We start from the raw sequence: 19,509 nt of genomic DNA on the forward strand, positions 1-19,509 counted from the left end.
TGTTAATTCATTTCTTTTTAATTTTTATTCGTCTTATTGTCCCCTTATGTGATAAAATGTTTTTAATGTCATTAAAGGATGTGTAATTGAATATGATAATGATAATAATCATGTTAATTCTAAGTTACCTTATCGGTGCTTTTCCAAGTGGCTATGTAATAGGAAAATTATTTTTCAAAAAAGATATTAGACAATTTGGTAGTGGTAACACTGGCGCGACAAATAGTTTTAGAGTTTTAGGAAAGCCAGCTGGATTTTTAGTTACTTTCTTAGATATTTTCAAGGGATTTATTGTCGTTTTCTTTCCATTGTGGTTACCAGTACATGCAGATGGTGCAATTAGCACATTCTTCACAAACGGTCTAATTGTTGGTGCTTTTGCAATTTTGGGTCATGTATATCCAATATATTTAGGATTTAAGGGTGGAAAAGCAGTTGCCACGAGCGCAGGTGTTATACTTGGTATCAATCCCGTCTTATTATTAATATTAGCAGCAATATTCTTCGGAATCTTGTATTTAACAAAATATGTTTCGCTATCAAGTATAATCGCATCAATTTGTTGTATTATTGGCGCCTTAGTCATTCGAGACTATATCTTGCTTGTCGTAAGCATAGGTGTTGGCGTTCTACTGATTATAAGACACCGTTCAAACATTGTACGCATATTTAAAGGTGAAGAACCTAAGATAAAATGGATGTAACTATTACAAAACCACATGAATTTTAAAAACTGAATTAATTTTTATTGACAGGCTGAGGCATTTTTAATGTTTTAGCCTGTTTTATTATTTATTTAACAACGCGCTGTATTAAAATGGCTTGTTCCTTGCTTTTCTTAAAGTACGTTATCATAGCCACCTATCTGTATGAAGTACTTTTAGAAAAATAAGGTATTGCCCTGATTCATTTTTCAATATTACAACTACAACATCTTTTTCCTCATTAATCTATTATACTATTAATATAGGTCAATAGCATGATTTTTGAAAAATTAAGTGAAACGAGCAGTATTATAGGATATTTTATTAAAAAATTATGTTATACTGCTTTTAACATTATCCAAAATGGGTAATGAATATAATACTAATTTAAAAATAAATTAGTAATAAATTGTCATAAGTGAACCACTTGTGAACCGAAAGGGGACTTTAATTATGGGTATAGAACTTTCAGACAATGCTGTATCTTGGTTTAAAGAAGAACTAGATTTACCAGAAGATGATAAAGTCTTACAATTCTTCGTTCGTTACGGTGGAGAATTCCAATTGAAACAAGGATTTAGTCCTGCATTTAGTGTTGATCGAAAGAATGACTTAGAAATTGGTTATGAAAATAATTACCAAGGTTTAAATGTCGTTATAGCCGAGAAAGACTTATGGTATTTCCAAGATGATAATTTATTCATCGATGTAAATGACGGTATTGATGAAATCTCTTATACAAAACAATAAGAGGCTAATGAAATACATTTGCGCACTGTGTAATAGTTCAATACATTATAACTAGATAGATGTTTTAATGTACCTACTCAAACAAGTGATATTCATTTTTTACCTTACATTGATTGCAATTTTTATTAATATCTCATTCAAGTACAATAATTAATGCAAATTTATTTGCAAAACACATAAAAGATGGTCGTTCATTGAAATAATGAACGACCATCTCTTAATTGGAATATAAATAATACGCAGTTTATATTTCCAAGGCTTCCCCTGCTTTATTTCTTTCTTCAACATTTTGGTATGTTTGATGCCATTCTGGAAATGCTCTGTCTAAACGAACAGGTTTAAAATCCTCTTTCGTGATACAAGTTAAAACGGTTGAACCCGTTGTCGCTAATTCACCTAATTCATTATAAATTTCATAACGATAAAGCGAACGCAACCTTGTGTATTTTTCTACCCATGTTTTAATTGTTACCTTTTCCGGATAAAATATCGACTTAATATACTTAATTTCAATATCGGTTACAGGTGATATCACACCAGCGTCTTCCATTTCCTTATAACTAAACCCTAATTTATTAATATAATCAGTACGCGCTACTTCAAACCATGTCGGATAGTTTCCATGATAAATCACGCCCATTTGATCCGTTTCTTGATATCGTGATTCTATTTCAGTTAAACTGTAAATCATCTTTAAATAGCCTCTTTTCAATTGTTCATATAATTTAATGTTAACATAAATAAGCCGTACTAGCATATTGCTAATACAGCTTATTCTAACGTATTCAATACTTTGAATATGTTGTTATTTTATTGTGCTAATTTGTTTCTTAATACAAGTTGTAAGATACCACCGTTACGGTAGTAGTCTAGTTCAACATTAGAATCGAAACGAGCAATAGCTTCAAATTCGATTACTTTACCATTTTCTTTTTTAGCTTGAACTTTAACTAAATCATGTGGTTTTACATCTTCATTTACTTCTACAGAAATAATTTCAGTACCATCGATACCTAAACTATCAGCAGATTCGCCTTCTTGGAATTGTAGAGGTAATACACCCATCATAACTAAGTTTGAACGGTGAATTCTTTCATAACTTTGTGCAATAACAGTTTTAACGCCTAATAGGTTTGTACCTTTTGCCGCCCAGTCACGAGAAGAACCCATACCATAGTCACTACCTGCTAATACAACTAATCCTGTACCATCTTCACGGTATTTCATTGCTGCATCAAAGATTGACATTTGTTCACCAGTTGGCCAATAAGTTGTATAACCGCCTTCAGTTCCTGGTGCTAATTGGTTTTTAATTCGAATATTTGCGAATGTACCACGAACCATTACCTCATGGTTACCACGACGAGAACCATATGAGTTAAATTCGCGAATAGGAACATTATGTTCAAGTAAATATCTACCTGCTGGTGTATCTTTACCAATCGCACCTGCTGGAGAAATATGGTCAGTAGTTACTGAATCACCAAATTTACCCATTACTCTTAATTGATTTAATGGTTCAATTTTTCCTGGTTCTTTAGATAAGTTTTGGAAGAATGATGGATTTTGAATATATGTTGAATCAGGATTAAAGTCATATAACGGTTGATCTGTTACATCAATTTCATTCCACATTTCATTGTTGTTATAAACCGTTTCATATTCTTCTTTAAACAATGCCGGTGTAACAACACTATCAACAGTATCTGCAACTTCTTTAATTGTTGGCCAGATATCATTTAAATATACATCTTCGCCATCTTTACCTTTACCTAATGGTTCGTTTTGTAAGTCGATATCCACTGTACCTGCTAATGCATATGCCACTACAAGTTGAGGAGATGCCAAATAGTTCGCCTTAACTAATGGATGAATACGACCTTCAAAGTTACGGTTACCAGAAAGCACTGAAGTTACCAATAAGTCTTCTTCAGCAATTGCTTTTTCAATTTCTTCAAGTAATGGACCTGAGTTACCAATACATGTTGTACAACCGTAACCTACCAAATTGAAGCCTAACTCGTCTAAATAAGATTGTAATCCTGCATCTCTTAGATAACCTGTTACAACTTTAGAACCTGGAGCTAGTGATGTTTTTACAAAATCAGGTACTTTCAAACCTTTTTCAATTGCTTTTTTAGCAACCAAACCAGCACCCAACATTACATATGGATTAGACGTATTTGTACATGATGTAATTGCAGCAATTGCAATATCACCTGTTTTCATTTCTGAAGTAGTACCATCATTGAAGTTGATAGTCGCCTTCTTATCAAATTCGCTTTCATCAAATCCGTGACCTTGGTTACCAGCAGGAGCAGTAACTGATTTTTCAAATTCTTTTTTCATATCACTTAAGAAAATTAAATCTTGTGGTCGTTTAGGGCCTGATAATGATGCTTCAACAGTTGATAAATCTAATTCTACAACTTCTGTATATTCTGGTTCATCTTTATCAACAGTAAAGAACATGCTGTTTTCTTCTAAATATTTTTTAACTAAATCAATTTGATCATCAGCGCGCCCTGTCAATCTTAAATATTTCAATGCTTCTTCATCAACTGGGAAGAAACCACAAGTCGCACCATACTCAGGTGCCATGTTTGCAATTGTTGCACGGTCAGCTAATGGTAAATGTTGTACCCCTGGTCCGAAGAACTCAACAAATTTACCAACCACACCTTTTTTACGTAGTTCTTGAGTAACACGTAATGCTAAGTCAGTTGCAGTTGAACCTTGTGGTAATGCATTTGAAAGTCTAACACCAACTACTTCTGGAATAGGGAAATATGATGGTTGACCAAGCATACCAGCTTCGGCTTCTATACCACCTACACCCCAACCTAATACGCCAAGTCCATTAATCATTGTCGTATGTGAGTCAGTACCAACTAATGTATCTGGGAATGTAACTGTTTCTCCATCAATTTCACGTGCATGTACTACATTTGCCAAGTACTCTAAGTTAACTTGGTGTACGATACCAGTTGCTGGTGGTACAGCACTGTAGTTATTAAACGCTTTTGTAGCCCAATTTAAGAATTGATAACGCTCGTAGTTACGTTCAAATTCTAATTTCATATTACGTTCTAATGCATCTGGATTGGCATAACTATCTACTTGTACTGAGTGGTCGATAACTAAATCAACCGGTACTTCTGGATTAATTTTGTTTAAATCTCCACCTACGTCATTCATCGCTTTACGTAATGAAGCCAAGTCAACAACAGCAGGAACACCTGTGAAGTCTTGTAAGATAACACGAGACGGTTTGAATGGAACTTCACCATCAGCACCTTCTGTAAATTCAGATAATGCTTTAATGTGTTCGTCTGTAATAACAAATCCATCTTCTTGTCTCAATACTGATTCTAATAATACTCTAATTGAATATGGCAATTTCGATACTTTAGTAAAACCTTGTTCTTCTAAAGTGTTCAAATCATAGTACGTATACGTTTTCCCATTAAGATCAAACGATTTTTTAGCTTGTTGCTTAATATTTGAAGCCATATAAATCCCCCCTGAAAGTTTTTTAATATATGCCGTTACTTAAATTGTATAATTATATGTAATTTAAAACAACTGGATAAAGGTAGAAAACCTTATAAATTAGTTTTGAATTTTCAATCAGTATGTATAAGTTATACTTATGATAAAGTGCTAGTGTAATAAGTTATTTTTATCAATTGAGAATCATTATCACTTTTTATTACATATATTCTCTCTTTTTTAATAGTTTATCTAGCATACAAATAAAACAAAAAACCCTCGTTTTAAGGTGTCGAAAAAGCTAACAAAATTCTGTCTAGTTTTTCAACGTACCTCAACGAGGGATAGTTGTTATTTTATATAATTAACTTACAATTATTGTTCTGTTTTTTCAGCTTCTCTCAATGAACTTCTACGATTTATAATATCATCTTCGAAATCATCTTGTTGATGTTGAACATATTCTTGCAAACGATGTTTATTAGGCGTTAAAGTTAAGCCTAAGAATTTACGTTCTTTGTTTGCATCTTTGTAGAATGAGATCATCATCATTATAACTACAAAGGAGAATGGTAGCGCACTAATTATGGCAGCACTTTGTATCGCATTTAATGCTTCTGCACCATTTCCTCCACCAGCAAATAATAATACGAATGCGATAAGTGATTGGGCAACACCCCATGTCACTTTAACTACATTAGATGGTTCTAATGAACCGTATGTTGTTTGCATACCTAACACGAAAGTTGCTGAGTCGGCTGAAGTAATAAAGAATGAAGCAATTAAAACAAGTGCTATTATTGATAAAATCATTCCTAACGGTAAATGATTAAACACTCCGAATAGTTGTGTTTCGGCAGACATTTTAAATAATTCTTCATGTTTCTTACCAGTTTCAATACCTAAAACACCAAATACACTAAACCATACGAAACTTACAATTGCTGGAACTAATAAAACACCTGCAATGAATTCTCGGATTGAACGTCCTTTTGATACACGAGCTATAAATATACCTACGAAAGGACTCCAACTCAACCACCAACCCCAATAGTATAATGTCCAACTTGACATCCATTCACGCTTTTGTGGATTTTGAGCTGCAGTATCAAATGAATTTAATAAAAATGAGTTTAACAAGCTACCAGTTGAGCTTGTCATCATATTTAAAATTAAAACTGTAGGCCCTATAATTAACACTACAATCATTAATAATGCACCAAGAGATATATTTAAATTACTCAAATATTGAATACCTTTACTTAATCCAGACCAAGCACTCATAATAAATAAAATTGTAACAACTATAATAATAACTGCTTGAACCCAAACGTTATTTGGTATTCCAAACAAGTAGTTAAGTCCTCCATTGATTTGTAGTGCACCCATACCTAATGACACGGCTACACCAACAACTGTAGCAAATACAGCCAATACATCAATGATTGTCCCAATAGGACCTTCCACTTTATTACCCAATAAAGGACGTAATGTTCTAGAAATTAGCCCAGGCTCACCTTTTCTAAATTGTGCATATGCTAAAGCTAATGCCACTACGCCATAAATCGCCCATGCATGAAATCCCCAATGGAAAAATGTAGACCGTAATGCTTCTGTGTAAGCAGCATTCGTTTTAGGATCTGCATTAGGTGGGGAAGCAAAATCAGCCATAGGTTCAGCTGCACCATAGAATACTAAACCAATTCCCATACCAGCACTAAATAACATCGCAAACCATGAAACAGTATTGAATTCAGGTTTATCATTTGGTTTGCCCAGTTTCAATTTTCCAATAGGACTGAAAATCAAGAAAATACAAAAGAAGACGATAAACGTTGTAAGAATGAGATAGTACCAACCTAGCTTTTCAGTTATCCATAGTTTAATGCCATTCGTAACCGTATCAAATTGTTCAGGCAAAATAGCACCAATGAGCACAACTATCGCAACAAGAATTGCACTATAGATAAAAACTGGAGAAATCTTCCTACCATTTGCATGTTTTTCAGAAGAATTCATAAATAATTACTCCCTTTCTAGTCAAATTTAAATACAAAAACTAACGTAGAATTTTAAACAACTTAATAAATCTACATTAGTTTCATCATTTATTAGAATAACAAACACATGTATTATTATCAAATTCAACTAAAAAAAGTATGTTCTATTTATAAATTATCTTGTATAATAATTTTTATGTTTTAAAAAATAAGTGAGGTTAATTAAATGTTAAAAGAATTTAAGGAATTTGCTTTAAAAGGTAATGTATTAGATTTAGCTGTTGCAGTAGTAATGGGGGCAGCATTTAATAAAATCGTAACTGCTTTAGTTACATTTATTATTATGCCATTAATCGGTTTAATCTTTGGTACAGTTGATTTCGCTAAGAGTTGGTCGTTCATGGGTATTAAATATGGTATGTTCGTACAATCTATTATCGACTTTATCATTATCGCTTTTGCTTTATTCATTTTTGTAAAAATCGCTAACACTTTGTTGAGAAATGAAGAAGAAGAAGAAATAGAAGAAAATACCGTATTACTAACTGAAATCCGTGATTTATTACGTGAAAAAAATTAAAATTATTTAATGCTACTAATTATGAGTTAGGGTGTAAACGCCCATTCTCAATTAAAAAGAGCTAATCCAATAGGATTAGCTCTTTTTAATTTAATAATTAGCTAAGGTTTGAGTTGAGAACGTTTTCGTCCATTTATCTTAACAACACTGTATTTACATGGAATTGAAGTTAACGTTATATAAATCAAAGCCATTGTTTAATCCAGTAATACATTTTATATATCATGATATAGCCCCAAACCTATTAATCTGCTGACTTAAAACGAATTCACTGTTGAGTCAACCTGATTATTGTCTTTTAAAATTAGTCGTACTTTGATATGAATCTGATTGAATTTCTAGTATAAGTGGTATACGCTGTTTTAATTCACTAACATGAGAAATTATACCTACCATTCGTCCTGTTGATTTTAAGCTCATCAAGGTATCAAGTGCTGTTTCTAAGGTTTCTTGATCTAACGTTCCAAATCCTTCATCAACAAACATAGATTCTAATGTAATACCACCAGATTCTTCTTGAACGACCTCGCTTAACCCTAAAGCCAGAGCAAGAGAAGCTTGGAAAGTTTCACCACCTGACAAGGATGTAATATGCCTTGTTTGATTGGAATGAGTATCGAAGACTTCTATTTCTAAACCACTATATCCTTTTGATACTTGTTGTCTTCTTGATAGTTGATAACGCTGCCCAGTCATTAAAGCTAGTCGTTGATTTGCTTGTGTTAGTATTCTTTCTAAATAATAAATTAACACATAATTTTCTAACGTTAATTTTAAATTATTTTGACCAGAAAGGATTTCAGAAAGTTGAAATATTTCTTGTTGTTCTTTCAATTCTTCTTCTAATTGGTCTATTGTTTCAATAATTTCGTTTATTTTCTTTTGATTAAATTCCATTTTGTATTCATGTTTACTTAATTCACTAGCTATGTTTTCATAATTTAATTGTTCCAATTTAGATTGTTCACGAATAGTTGGAATATCTTCAAGTACACGATCTTGAGTCTGTTCAATATATTGAGCAATAGCCAATTCAATTGCTTGTTTATCTTTATTATATTTTGTGATTTCATCTTCTAATTGCTCTTTATCTGAAATTTTAGCTACTATTTCTTGTACCTCGTTTATTGTTGAAAAACCGAGGTTAGACATTTCTTCATCTATTTTTAGGCTTAATAATCTAGCTTCATTAATTAATTCATCTAAGCTATTTTGTAAATATTGAATGCTATTTTTTTCGACAGAAATTTTGTTTTTATCATTTTGTATATTATTTTCTAATTGATAAATTCTTTTATCAAATGCTTCAATTTCATGCATCATACGCTGATAGTCTGAAACAAAAGTTTCAACGGATTGATATGCAGTAGTAGATTCAAAATCATTGATTGCAACTTCATCAGTTTTCACTTGATGTTCTATCTTATTTTGCTCTAACTCCAAGCGATGTAAGTCAGATTGCTTTTTATTCAGTTGTTCTAGTAAATTTTCAATTTGTTTATTCTCTTCTGAGATTGATTGTTTTTCTTTTTCTTTATCGCTTAATTCCTGTTCAAATAATTCATAGTTTGTTTGTTTTAATTTGTCAGTATCAAATTTCCCTATTTGTTCTTCAATTGCACGTAAGTCACTCTCTAAATTAATTCTTATTTCATTTTGTTTATTTTTTTCTTGTTCAATTTCTGTTAATTGCTTGTGTCTAAACGTAATTTCGTCAAAATCAAGGTGCTCATCTAGAACATCTATTTCGTGGCCGCATACTGGACAAGTGTCACCTTTTTGTAATGCTGCTTGTATAGTAGCTATAATATTTTGTTTATCTTTTAAATCAATATTAGACTTATCTATATCCTGATACTTCTTTTCAAGTAATTGAAACGCTTCTTTAACACCTTTTAATTTATTAGTAACATTACTTTTTTTATCTAAAAGTTGATTATATTCAACCTTATTCAGTTCATTGCTTTTTAGTTCTTTGATTTTCATATTAAGTTCAAATATTGATGCAGTAACTTCATCTAATTTCGAATAATTTGGTTTTCGTTGATTAAGTTGTTTCTTTATTTCTTCAACTTCAGATTGTTGCATTTCAAATTGCTTTGATATTTGATTTAATTTTTCTTTAGAATTAGTAAATTGATTATAAGCCTTCTGATACTTCTCTTTCTTTTCAAAAAACAAATTACATTTTTCAACAAATTTACGTTTGCTATCTATAGCTTGTTGATTTTCATTATAGTTAGACAGTTGATTTTCAAAGTCGACTACACTTTTATTAATTTTATCTAATAAAATCTCTTTCTCTGCAATATCCGATTCTATATTTGCTTTTTTGCTATGTAAGCCTTCTTGAGTTTCAATTAAATTTAATAAAGGTTTTACTTCATTGAGTTCTTTTAAAAATTGGACTTTACGATTAATTTCAGGCTCATTTTCCTTTAATATTTCTAATTCTTTTTGTTTGTTTTTTAAAATGGCTAAATCATTTTCTAATTTAATGTTTGTTTCTAGTTTATCTTTTAATTTTTTTGTGACAATATCTTGCTTCTCTTTTTTAGATTTTAATTCCTGAAGAATTACTTTTCCTTTATCTCTAAATACATCTAAAATTTCAGACAATCTGCTGGTTTGTCTCGTGCTAATCTCTTTATATTGACTTAATTCATCATCTTCAAAAGTGTTAATATCTTGCCAATTATTCTCTAATGTATTATATCTCTGCTCTATTATATTTCTTACTTCTGATACATCATCATTTAACCGTTTTTGAATATTTTCAAATCGCTCACTATTAAACAACGTTCTTAGTATTGACTGTTTTTCTTTACTTTTAGATAGTAAAAAACGTTTAAATTCACCTTGCGGTAAAATAAACAACTGTCTAAATTGTTCTGCATTAACTCCCAATATACTTTCAAGGTAATGATTACCTTGTGTTATCTTACTTTCTCTTAAAGTAAATTCATCATTTTCCAATTGATATATCGCCAATTGACCAAGTGTTTTATTTTTATTACCTTCTTTAATAAATGCACCTTGTCGTACAATTTTAAAAATTGATTCCCTAAGTTTGAATTCAAATTCCACAGACATTGGTAATTTGCCATCAGCAAAGTGACTTCTCAAATCCCCTTCTTGCCTATCTTTCGTTGAAGCTTCTCCAAACAAGGCATACACCATAGCATCGAAAATCATTGTCTTGCCAGATCCAGTCTTTCCACTAATTAGAAATAATTGATTTTCATTTATATTATCAAAATTAATTGTTTCATTTAAGAAAGGTCCAAAATTATTTAATTTTAAAGTTAAAGGTCTCATTTTTCCGAACCTCCTTGTAACATGTCGTTTAATATTGAATTGAGTTTACTATTTTGAGTTTCAGACAAGGATTCATCTGTAATATATTCATAAAAATGTGATATTATTTCTTCATCATTCATTTTTTGAATTTCTTCATTTCGTTCATGTAATGGCGTCTCAAAGTCAAATGTTTGATTAGTTAATGCTAGTGTATTTGGATAAATTTGTTTTAAATGCATCATTGGATCGCTCACATGTGACATGTGTTTCAATTTGAAATGCAAGTAATTTTCCTTGCTTTCAATATCTATTTTTTCTTGTATTGCTGCTTCATAATCCCCATTTACAACTTCTAATTTTCTAAGAGGCTGCATTGGTATGAACTTTTCTTTTATAATCTCTCCCGATTCAATTTCAATACATTTATAGCCTTTAGGTTGCTTCGTTTCTGAGAAAGAATATTGTAACAACGATCCACTATAACTAATATAATCTGATTGAATACTAAAAGGATGATGCAAATGACCTAACAGCACTCTATCAAATTGCTTAAAACTTTCAGCCTCAACAGATTCTACTGTTCCTATTGTTAATGGTCGTTCAGAATCCGATCTCAAACCACCTTGTACAGTTAAATGACCAATCAAAATATTAAGTTTTTCTTTATCTAATGCCTTATTGATATACGACAATGACTTAGAAAGGCATTGTTGATGTGTTTCAAGACGCTCATCATTAAAAAATTGTTGCGTTTCATTTATCGTTGCAAAAGGTAAAGTATAAAAATCCACATCCCCAATTGTAATCGCTTCGTTGATATTATCCAAATGTGTTCTAATATATAAATTTGATCTTTCAAACCATGTTGCACCGTATTGCAAACGTTCTTTACTATCATGATTTCCACTAATCATGATAATCGCAATACCCATTTCTAAATTCAGTCGTTTAATCGTATGTTCTAATAATAATATTGCCTCTTTATTAGGGTAACTTGTGTCATATAAATCACCTGCTATTACTATTACATCTGGATGTTGCTGTTCCATTTCTCTTATAAATTGCTCTAATATATATGCTTGATCTTCCAATAAAGATTTCCCATTAATAATTCTACCGAGATGCCAATCGGCTGTATGTATTATTTTCATGATTACACTCCTAACAAGAACATTTGTTCGTAAATATAGTAATATATTTTTAAATTTAAAGCAACTCCATAAAAAAACCGTTTATCTCTAGAGATAAACGGCACTCAAATTATTGAATTAACGTTTGTTTAACCTTCTTATATTTATATAGCATTGCTAAACGCCAAGGTACAATCATACAAAAAGCTAATAAGAAAAACATACCTGCAATTTCTCCAGGATCAATTTTATTACTTATAAAAATTTTGATTACCGTACGAATCAATAACAAAGAAATTAATATAATTGGAAAAGCTTTCGAACGCTTCATATATATTTCACTACCATGTGTTTCAAATCTAGAAGTCCACATCAGTATTGTTGAAAAAATAGCGCCTAACACAATACATTCAATAATTTCTAATCCAGTTAATCTAAAATAAGGCACAATATACATCAATGCACCTGTTGCCATAAAAAATGGCGGCAATATTATCTTCTTTTCATTTACTGGAAACTGTTGTGCCTTCATTCTAATAATGATGACAGCAACTCCCATTAAAAAAGCAAATAAAATTGAAAAGATTAAATATAACACGTTGACACCTTCTTTAAGTTTCTACAAGATGATAATTACTTGCACAGTATATCATTAAATTTAATTTTTAGCAGTTTTTTTAACTAAATTCAAAATACTGACAAATTCAAATAAATTAAAATATATTCTTTAAGCAAACATAATAATAAACGCTCAAAGTTAAGGCTAAATTTATGACAACACTAAAAAACAAACCAAATGCTATTAAAGCACTTGATTTGTTTAATATTAGCTATTTAGGCTTCTCGCTTTTATCTACAATACTTGTGATTTGTCACAAGCAGAGTATGCGTTATTCAATGTAAATCTTAAATAATTCATATCTTGAATTTGCATGGCATTATGATATTTCTTAAATGCTTGCTCATCAGGAAAGTTAATATGCACATTGGCAAGACGGTCTAATACTTCCTTATCTTCCATTTCATAGGCATCTTTCACTTATTACTACCTCCCTTATGTTTAAACATTATATCAAAAAGAAGACCTGAAGCATAATATTTTCTGAATATTTAAAAAACATTTCCAAATTGGCATAGAACTTAATTTAATCTATTCTTATTTATTATCGGTGAAAAGTAATGCGAGATTATATATGGTATAACTGATATCTATTATTTGTTTTATTACTTTCAAATAATTTTAAATACAAGATTTTAAAATATACGGTACATCACTTCCACTTCTTTTACTAACCTAAAATATTTCACCCTGCCAACAAACCCTACCACAGACAAAAATAAGGGCTGATAACTACTTTTAATAAGTAGCTGTCAGCCCTTTAATGACGCGCTATTTCTTTTTCTTCATAGCGTCTTCTTGATTTTTATTCATCATTGTCATCATTTGATTTATTTTCTTTTGAGATGGTTTTTGACCCATTTGCATCATCATCATTCGTAGCATTTCTTCATTAATTGGTGGGTTCTTTTTAAGATAATCCATCATATATTTTCTTGCAAGGAAAAATCCACCCACTAAACCAAGTATAAGTGCTAACACGATTAATAAAATTGCTAACCAAGTTACCATTGTTTCACCCACTTTCCTATCCTAATGCATTTTACTAAAATTAATACTCTATTTCAAGAGCACCTCAATTTTATAATAATCCTAACCTAAAATATTATATCAATTTAAGAATGATTTTGTAAACAAAGGTATGAGATACTTTAGAAACTAAAAAGTGGTATGGGAACTAAAGCTCCCATACCACTTCATGTTTGTAAAATATAATCTGATAATTATTAAAGTGATTGAACTTGGTTAAGAACGTTTTCTTTAGTAAAACCATATTTTTCAATTACTAAATCGCCAGGTGCACTTGCACCAAAACCATCAATACCGATTACTTTTCCTTCAGTACCAACATATTTATGCCAACCAAGTGATGAGCCCATTTCAATAGCTACACGCTTAGTAATCGATGCTGGTAATACTGATTCTTTGTATTCAGCTGATTGTTGATCAAATGCATTCCAGTTAGGCATTGAAACAACACGAACACCTTTACCTTGCGCTTCTAAATCTTTAGCTGCTTCAATTGCTAAATTCACTTCTGAGCCAGTTGCTATTAATAAGTACTCTGCATCTTTATCAGATTCAAATACAACATAACCACCTTTACGTACCCCTTCTTCAACTGTATCTTTAGATAAGTCCATAGTTGTAAGGTTTTGACGTGTAAGTACTAATGATGTTGGTGTACCTTCAGATTCTAATGCTACTTCCCATGCAACACGCGTTTCGTTACCATCTGCTGGACGAATTACATTCATGTTAGGAATAGCACGTAAACCTGCTAATTGTTCGATAGGTTCATGTGTAGGACCATCTTCACCAACTGCGATTGAATCATGTGTAAAGATAAATGTAGAATTTAATCCCATGATAGATGATAATCTAAGTGCTGGTTTTAAGTAATCACTGAATACGAAGAATGTTGCACCATATGGATGTAAACCACCATGAGCAGCCATACCATTTACTGCTGCACCCATTGCAAATTCACGTACACCAAACCAAATATTTTTACCTTCAGGAGTTTCTTTATTAAAGTCACTTGCATCTTTTACATTTGATTTATTTGAACCAGCTAAGTCTGCAGAACCACCAAAGAAAGAAGGTACTGATTTACTGATTGCTTGAATTACTTCACCAGAGTCAGCACGTGAAGCACCACTATGTCCTGCTTCAAATTCAGGTAGAACTTCTTTATAGTCAACTGGTAATTTACCACTTATAGCTAACTTAAATTCTTCCGCTAGTTCAGGGTATTTACTTGCATAATCTTCTACTAATTTTTCCCATGCTTCTTCTTTTTCATTAGCACGTTTCAACATACTATGTTGGAAGATTTCATAAACTTCTTGAGGTACATTAAAACGTTGTTCTGGGTCTAAACCATAGTTTTCGAAAGTTAATTTTCTTTCGTCTTCACCTAATGGTGCACCGTGAACGCCATGTGAAGCTTGTTTATTTGGAGAACCGTAACCAATGATTGTCTTAATTTCAATAATTGTAGGAACATCTTGGGCTTTCGCCTCTTCGATTGCTTTATCGATTGCATCGATGTCATTTCCCTCTTCTACTAAAATATGTTTCCAACCATAAGCTTCAAATCTACCTTTAACATCTTCAGAAAATGCTTTATTTAAATCTCCATCAAGTGAGATATCATTTGAATCATATAAAACAATCAATTTATCTAATTGATTATGACCTGCTAATGAAGCTGCTTCATGTGAAATACCTTCCATTAAGTCTCCATCTGATGCAAGTACATAAGTATAATGATCAACAACTTTAGCGTCTTCTTTATTGAATTTACCTGCTAGATGTTTTTCAGCCATTGCAAAGCCTACTGACATTGCAAACCCTTGTCCTAATGGACCCGTTGTTACTTCTACACCATCTGTATGTCTGAATTCTGGATGTCCTGGTGTTTTTGAACCCCATTGTCTAAATTGTTTCAATTCTTCTAATTCTAAACTACCAGATACATGTAATAAACTATACAATAATGCAGAGCCATGACCTGCTGATAATACAAAACGATCTCTATCAAAGAAATCTTTTGATTGGGGATTAAAGTTCAAGTGACGCGTCCAAAGCGTATATGCCATTGGCGCTGCGCCCATTGGTAAACCTGGGTGACCTGAGTTTGCTTGTTCAACAGCATCGATACTTAATGCTCTAATTGTATCAATAGCTAATTGGTCTTTTTGATTATTCATCTTAAAATGACTTCCTTTCTTCTAGCTAGTTTAATTCTTATTATACATGATTTAACAGAAAATTAACAAAAAATTGAATTACTTTTTGTCTTGGTTATTTTTTGAATCTAAAATGTTTTTTACTTTTTCAGGAGTAACATCATTACCTTCAGGGTCAATGACACGCGTACTTTCCAACTGTTGTTTAAATTTTTCTCTAAACGAATCTAAATACGCTTTTCTAAGTTTCGATTGTTCTTTTGCTTCCGCTTCAGTAAGGCCTTCTGCCTTTTTCTTTCTTGCCAGTTCATTAATTCGATCCAAGTCTACACCATCTATCTTCGCCATGGTTTCCCTCCATTGATTATTAATATAAAAGAATATAACAAAAAAATAAGCGAAACTAAATAGTTTCGCTTATTTTATCCCAATTAAACAATTAAGTTGTTATCCCTAAAATATAAATGTCTTAATTAACTGAAGCAACTAAAGGCGTAACTTGATGTTCGCTTTGTTCGGTATCCACATCCTTAACATCATTATTATCTTTCTGATGTTGCACATGCTTTGCAACTTGATGGTCAGTCATTTCGTACGTTTGTTCCGCTCCACTGTTATGATTTGCAGTTAAAATAAATAACGAACATAGCACCATTGTCGCTATTAACACTGTTAAATAAGTCTTTATATGTGATTTATATATTTTTATCATTTATACCCACTCCTAGAACGTTTGTTTGTATCAATAATTTAACAGAACATCTGTTCTTAGTCAACACCAAAACGAACAAACGTTTGTAAAAAATGCAAACGCATGCTATAATGTAACTAAATTAAAGCTAGGGAGTGCCTAAATATGAGAGAATTAACGAAACGACAAAATGAAATTTTTGAATATATCAAGCAAACTGTTCAATCAAAAGGCTATCCACCAAGTGTACGTGAGATAGGTGAAGCTGTAGGTCTAGCATCTAGTTCGACTGTACATGGCCACTTATCACGCCTCGAAGAAAAAGGCTATATCAAGAGAGACCCTACAAAACCAAGAGCAATAGAAATTGTGAGCGAGTCTCTAGGTGAACCCGTTAATATGGAGGAAACAATACATGTTCCCGTTATAGGTAAAGTAACTGCTGGTATTCCAATAACTGCAGTAGAAAATGTCGAAGAATATTTTCCACTTCCAGAACATTTCACTTCTACTCATAATAGCGATATATTCATTCTTAATGTCGTTGGCGATAGTATGATTGAAGCTGGTATTTTAGACGGTGATAAAGTTATCGTACGTAGCCAAACAATTGCTGAAAATGGTGATATTATTGTTGCAATGACAGAAGAAAACGAAGCAACTGTTAAACGTTTCTACAAAGAAAAGGCACGCTATCGATTACAACCTGAAAACAGCACAATGGCTCCAATTTATCTAGAACAAGTTTCCGTTCTCGGTAAAGTTGTTGGTTTATTCCGAGAAATGTAGTGTTTTTTGAAAATACTTGTCGCAATAAAAATAAGAGGCTAAGCAATATTGCTTAGCCTCTTATTTTTCGTCTTTTTTCTCTAAGACTTCTTTAATTTTCTCTAGTATATCTTCTGTTTTATCTGCTTTATTTGTTGTCATTTCTAACTCATCCTCTACAAGTTAAAGGATACCCTTTAAACAAGAAAATTAAACATTAACCTGTATAATTTTCCGTCCAATAAGGTTGTCTATTATGATTGAAATCAACACCGACTCCAAGTGTTTTAAAATCGCGTTTCAAAATATTTTTTCTATGGCCTAACGAGTTCATTAAACCTTGATGTGCATAAATACTACTTGTTTGACCATATGCCAAGTTTTCACCTGCAGCATTAAAATCATGACCGTCAGATTCTAATCTATCAAATGGTGAATTACCGGCTAAATCTGTATGATCAAAATATTCTTTTTCTGCCATATCTGAACTATGTTTCCTTGCTGTTCCAGATATATCTTTCGAATATTTTAAAGTGGGTAAATCATGTTGTACTCGCTCAGCATTAACAAGGTCATAGTTTTGTAATTCAAAGCTATTGGCTAGGTCATCTGAAGGCGCACCGTATTGTTGTTGTAATCTTGACTCCATTTGATCACTAACCTGTAAAATTGCCGTTAAATTATTACTACTATGCTTGTCGTAAAACGCTGTAGTATAGATTCGATTATCATGAAACGTATCATATTCGTCATCTTTGATTTCATAATTCGTATGACCTTTTCTTATTTCAGTAATCGGATCACCAAGTCTTTCACGAACTTTAGGCTTTGGTGTACCGTATTTCACTTTACTTTTTGACGAAATTACATTTTGATTACTGTACAACGCATTGACCTTATTATCAATATAGCTAACCATTACAAATGATTGATAATCACGTGCATAGTATGTGTACCATTGTGTGCCATATTCATTCGATGTTATACGTTTTGGATTTCCCAATTTATTATTCACTTCAGATTTTTCCATATTCATTTGAATATTATTTACAGCAAAGGCTTGTTTATTAGGTACTTTTAGTTGTTTATCTGAAAGCGACGAATTAGATGTCCAGCTTGCTACTTTTGATTTAAATTGCGTTTCTAGTCCAAGTACAGGTTTAAATTCTTTTACTGGAACAATTAACACAATTAATAAGATAACAACGATATATCCAATTAATTTTCTAATTTTATACACCTACTATATGATTTAATCACGGTCTCCATTGAAAATTGAATTACGTACAATTACATAATCAACTTTTCTAAGCGAATTAATGTCTTTACCACCAGCGTAAGAAATCGAACTTTGTAAGTCCTGTTGCATTTCTACTAATGTGTCTAATAACGCACCTTTGTGTTCGACAAACATCTTTTTACCTTCAACATTTTTATGTTCACCTTTTTGGAATTCAGATGCACTACCAAAATATTCTTTATATAATTTACCATCTAATTCTACTGTTTCACCTGGTGATTCTTCATGTGCAGCAAATAACGAACCAATCATTACCATTGATGCACCGAAACGCATTGATTTTGCAATATCACCATGTGTACGAATACCACCATCTGCAATGATCGGTTTTCTAGCTGCTTTACTACATTGATTTAATGCAGCAAGCTGCCAACCACCAGTACCGAAACCAGTCTTAATTTTAGTAATACAAACTCTACCAGGACCAATGCCTACTTTTGTAGCATCTGCACCTGCATTTTCTAATTCACGAACACCTTCAGGAGTACCAACATTACCAGCGATAACAAATGATTGAGGTAAATATGACTTAATATGCTTTATCATTTTGATAACTGATTCTGAGTGACCATGTGCAATATCAATTGTAATATACTCTGGAATAATTTGCTCGTTTGCCAAATGCTTTACAAAATCAAATTCTGTAGATTTTACACCAACAGAAATTGATGCAAATAAGTCTTGATCTTGCATTTTTTTAATAAACGGTATTCTCGCAGCTTCATCAAAACGGTGCATAATATAGAAATAATCATTTTTTGCAAACCATTCTGCTAATGTTTCATTCATAACCGTTTGCATATTGGCTGGAACTACAGGTAATTTAAATTTTCTAGGTCCAAATTCAATCGCTGTATCACATTCAGAACGACTTTCCACAATACATTTATTTGGTATAAGCTGTATATCTTCATAATCAAATATTTTCATAATAAAACAAACCCCTAACATTTTTTATATAACACGTGTATATTGGTAAGA

The 19,509-nt window shown here is 31.8% G+C and carries 17 protein-coding genes; 4 read left to right on the forward strand and 13 right to left on the reverse strand.

Translation table 11 applies throughout. From position 1 onward, the window contains the following. Positions 1 to 95: 95 nt before the first annotated feature. Together plsY and MHZ36_RS09565 are read left to right on the forward strand one after the other, a co-directional pair. Positions 96 to 704, forward strand: a complete 609-nt coding sequence (plsY, locus tag MHZ36_RS09560; protein WP_239231358.1) for a glycerol-3-phosphate 1-O-acyltransferase PlsY — start codon at positions 96 to 98, stop codon at positions 702 to 704. A gap of 453 nt (positions 705 to 1,157) precedes the next feature. Beyond that, a complete protein-coding gene (locus MHZ36_RS09565; RefSeq protein WP_239231262.1) occupies positions 1,158 to 1,454 on the forward strand; it encodes a HesB/YadR/YfhF family protein in 297 nt (98 codons plus the stop codon). Between the two features lie 244 nt (positions 1,455 to 1,698). On the opposite strand, the gene menI is transcribed toward MHZ36_RS09565, so the two are convergent. The 3 genes from menI to MHZ36_RS09580 all read right to left on the reverse strand — a co-directional run bounded on the left by menI (position 1,699) and on the right by MHZ36_RS09580 (position 6,965). After that, positions 1,699 to 2,145, reverse strand: coding sequence for a 1,4-dihydroxy-2-naphthoyl-CoA hydrolase MenI (gene menI, locus MHZ36_RS09570; RefSeq protein ID WP_239231263.1), 447 nt, complete (start codon positions 2,143 to 2,145; stop codon positions 1,699 to 1,701). Positions 2,146 to 2,264: 119 nt separating this feature from the next. Further along, entirely contained in the window at positions 2,265 to 4,967 is a 2,703-nt protein-coding gene (gene acnA, locus MHZ36_RS09575) for an aconitate hydratase AcnA (RefSeq protein ID WP_239231264.1), read from the reverse strand. A 354-nt stretch (positions 4,968 to 5,321) separates the two neighbouring features. Then, positions 5,322 to 6,965, reverse strand: a complete 1,644-nt coding sequence (locus tag MHZ36_RS09580) for a glycine betaine uptake BCCT transporter (protein WP_239231265.1) — start codon at positions 6,963 to 6,965, stop codon at positions 5,322 to 5,324. A gap of 207 nt (positions 6,966 to 7,172) precedes the next feature. Between MHZ36_RS09580 and mscL the strand changes: the two genes are divergently transcribed. Continuing rightward, on the forward strand, positions 7,173 to 7,526 hold the full coding sequence (gene mscL, locus MHZ36_RS09585) for a large conductance mechanosensitive channel protein MscL (protein WP_239231266.1): 354 nt from the start codon (positions 7,173 to 7,175) through the stop codon (positions 7,524 to 7,526). A 288-nt stretch (positions 7,527 to 7,814) separates the two neighbouring features. On the opposite strand, the gene sbcC is transcribed toward mscL, so the two are convergent. The 8 genes from sbcC to sosA form a co-directional block, all read right to left on the reverse strand. Continuing rightward, positions 7,815 to 10,844, reverse strand: coding sequence for an exonuclease subunit SbcC (gene sbcC / locus MHZ36_RS09590; protein ID WP_239231267.1), 3,030 nt, complete (start codon positions 10,842 to 10,844; stop codon positions 7,815 to 7,817). Next, positions 10,841 to 11,977 (reverse strand): exonuclease subunit SbcD, encoded by a 1,137-nt coding sequence (sbcD, locus tag MHZ36_RS09595; RefSeq protein ID WP_239231268.1) that lies wholly within the window; start codon positions 11,975 to 11,977, stop codon positions 10,841 to 10,843. The genes sbcC and sbcD overlap by 4 nt, the downstream gene beginning before the upstream one ends. 109 nt (positions 11,978 to 12,086) lie before the next feature. Continuing rightward, the gene (locus tag MHZ36_RS09600; protein WP_239231269.1) at positions 12,087 to 12,554 is read right to left on the reverse strand and encodes a CcdC family protein; all 468 of its coding nucleotides are present in this window, start codon (positions 12,552 to 12,554) and stop codon (positions 12,087 to 12,089) included. Positions 12,555 to 12,809: 255 nt separating this feature from the next. Beyond that, on the reverse strand, positions 12,810 to 12,995 hold the full coding sequence (locus tag MHZ36_RS09605) for a hypothetical protein (RefSeq protein WP_239231270.1): 186 nt from the start codon (positions 12,993 to 12,995) through the stop codon (positions 12,810 to 12,812). Between the two features lie 351 nt (positions 12,996 to 13,346). Next, entirely contained in the window at positions 13,347 to 13,586 is a 240-nt protein-coding gene (locus MHZ36_RS09610) for a YneF family protein (RefSeq protein ID WP_042738778.1), read from the reverse strand. 215 nt (positions 13,587 to 13,801) lie between these two features. Next, on the reverse strand, positions 13,802 to 15,790 hold the full coding sequence (gene tkt, locus MHZ36_RS09615) for a transketolase (RefSeq protein ID WP_239231271.1): 1,989 nt from the start codon (positions 15,788 to 15,790) through the stop codon (positions 13,802 to 13,804). 78 nt (positions 15,791 to 15,868) lie between these two features. Beyond that, positions 15,869 to 16,117 (reverse strand): DUF896 domain-containing protein, encoded by a 249-nt coding sequence (locus MHZ36_RS09620; protein WP_239231272.1) that lies wholly within the window; start codon positions 16,115 to 16,117, stop codon positions 15,869 to 15,871. A 121-nt stretch (positions 16,118 to 16,238) separates the two neighbouring features. After that, entirely contained in the window at positions 16,239 to 16,481 is a 243-nt protein-coding gene (sosA, locus tag MHZ36_RS09625) for a DNA damage-induced cell division inhibitor SosA (protein WP_239231273.1), read from the reverse strand. Positions 16,482 to 16,625: 144 nt separating this feature from the next. Here sosA and lexA point away from each other — a divergent pair, with 144 nt between their 5' ends. Then, a complete protein-coding gene (gene lexA, locus MHZ36_RS09630) occupies positions 16,626 to 17,249 on the forward strand; it encodes a transcriptional repressor LexA (protein ID WP_239231274.1) in 624 nt (207 codons plus the stop codon). 196 nt (positions 17,250 to 17,445) lie between these two features. Here lexA and MHZ36_RS09635 read toward each other — a convergent pair whose 3' ends face one another. Then, positions 17,446 to 18,468: a CAP domain-containing protein gene (locus tag MHZ36_RS09635; RefSeq protein ID WP_239231275.1), complete on the reverse strand. Its 1,023-nt coding sequence runs from the start codon at positions 18,466 to 18,468 to the stop codon at positions 17,446 to 17,448. Between the two features lie 12 nt (positions 18,469 to 18,480). After that, positions 18,481 to 19,458: a GMP reductase gene (gene guaC / locus MHZ36_RS09640; protein ID WP_239231276.1), complete on the reverse strand. Its 978-nt coding sequence runs from the start codon at positions 19,456 to 19,458 to the stop codon at positions 18,481 to 18,483. Positions 19,459 to 19,509: the final 51 nt, after the last annotated feature.

This window comes from Staphylococcus sp. ACRSN (genome assembly GCF_022346615.1).
In the GTDB taxonomy this organism is placed as follows: Bacteria; Bacillota; Bacilli; order Staphylococcales; family Staphylococcaceae; genus Staphylococcus.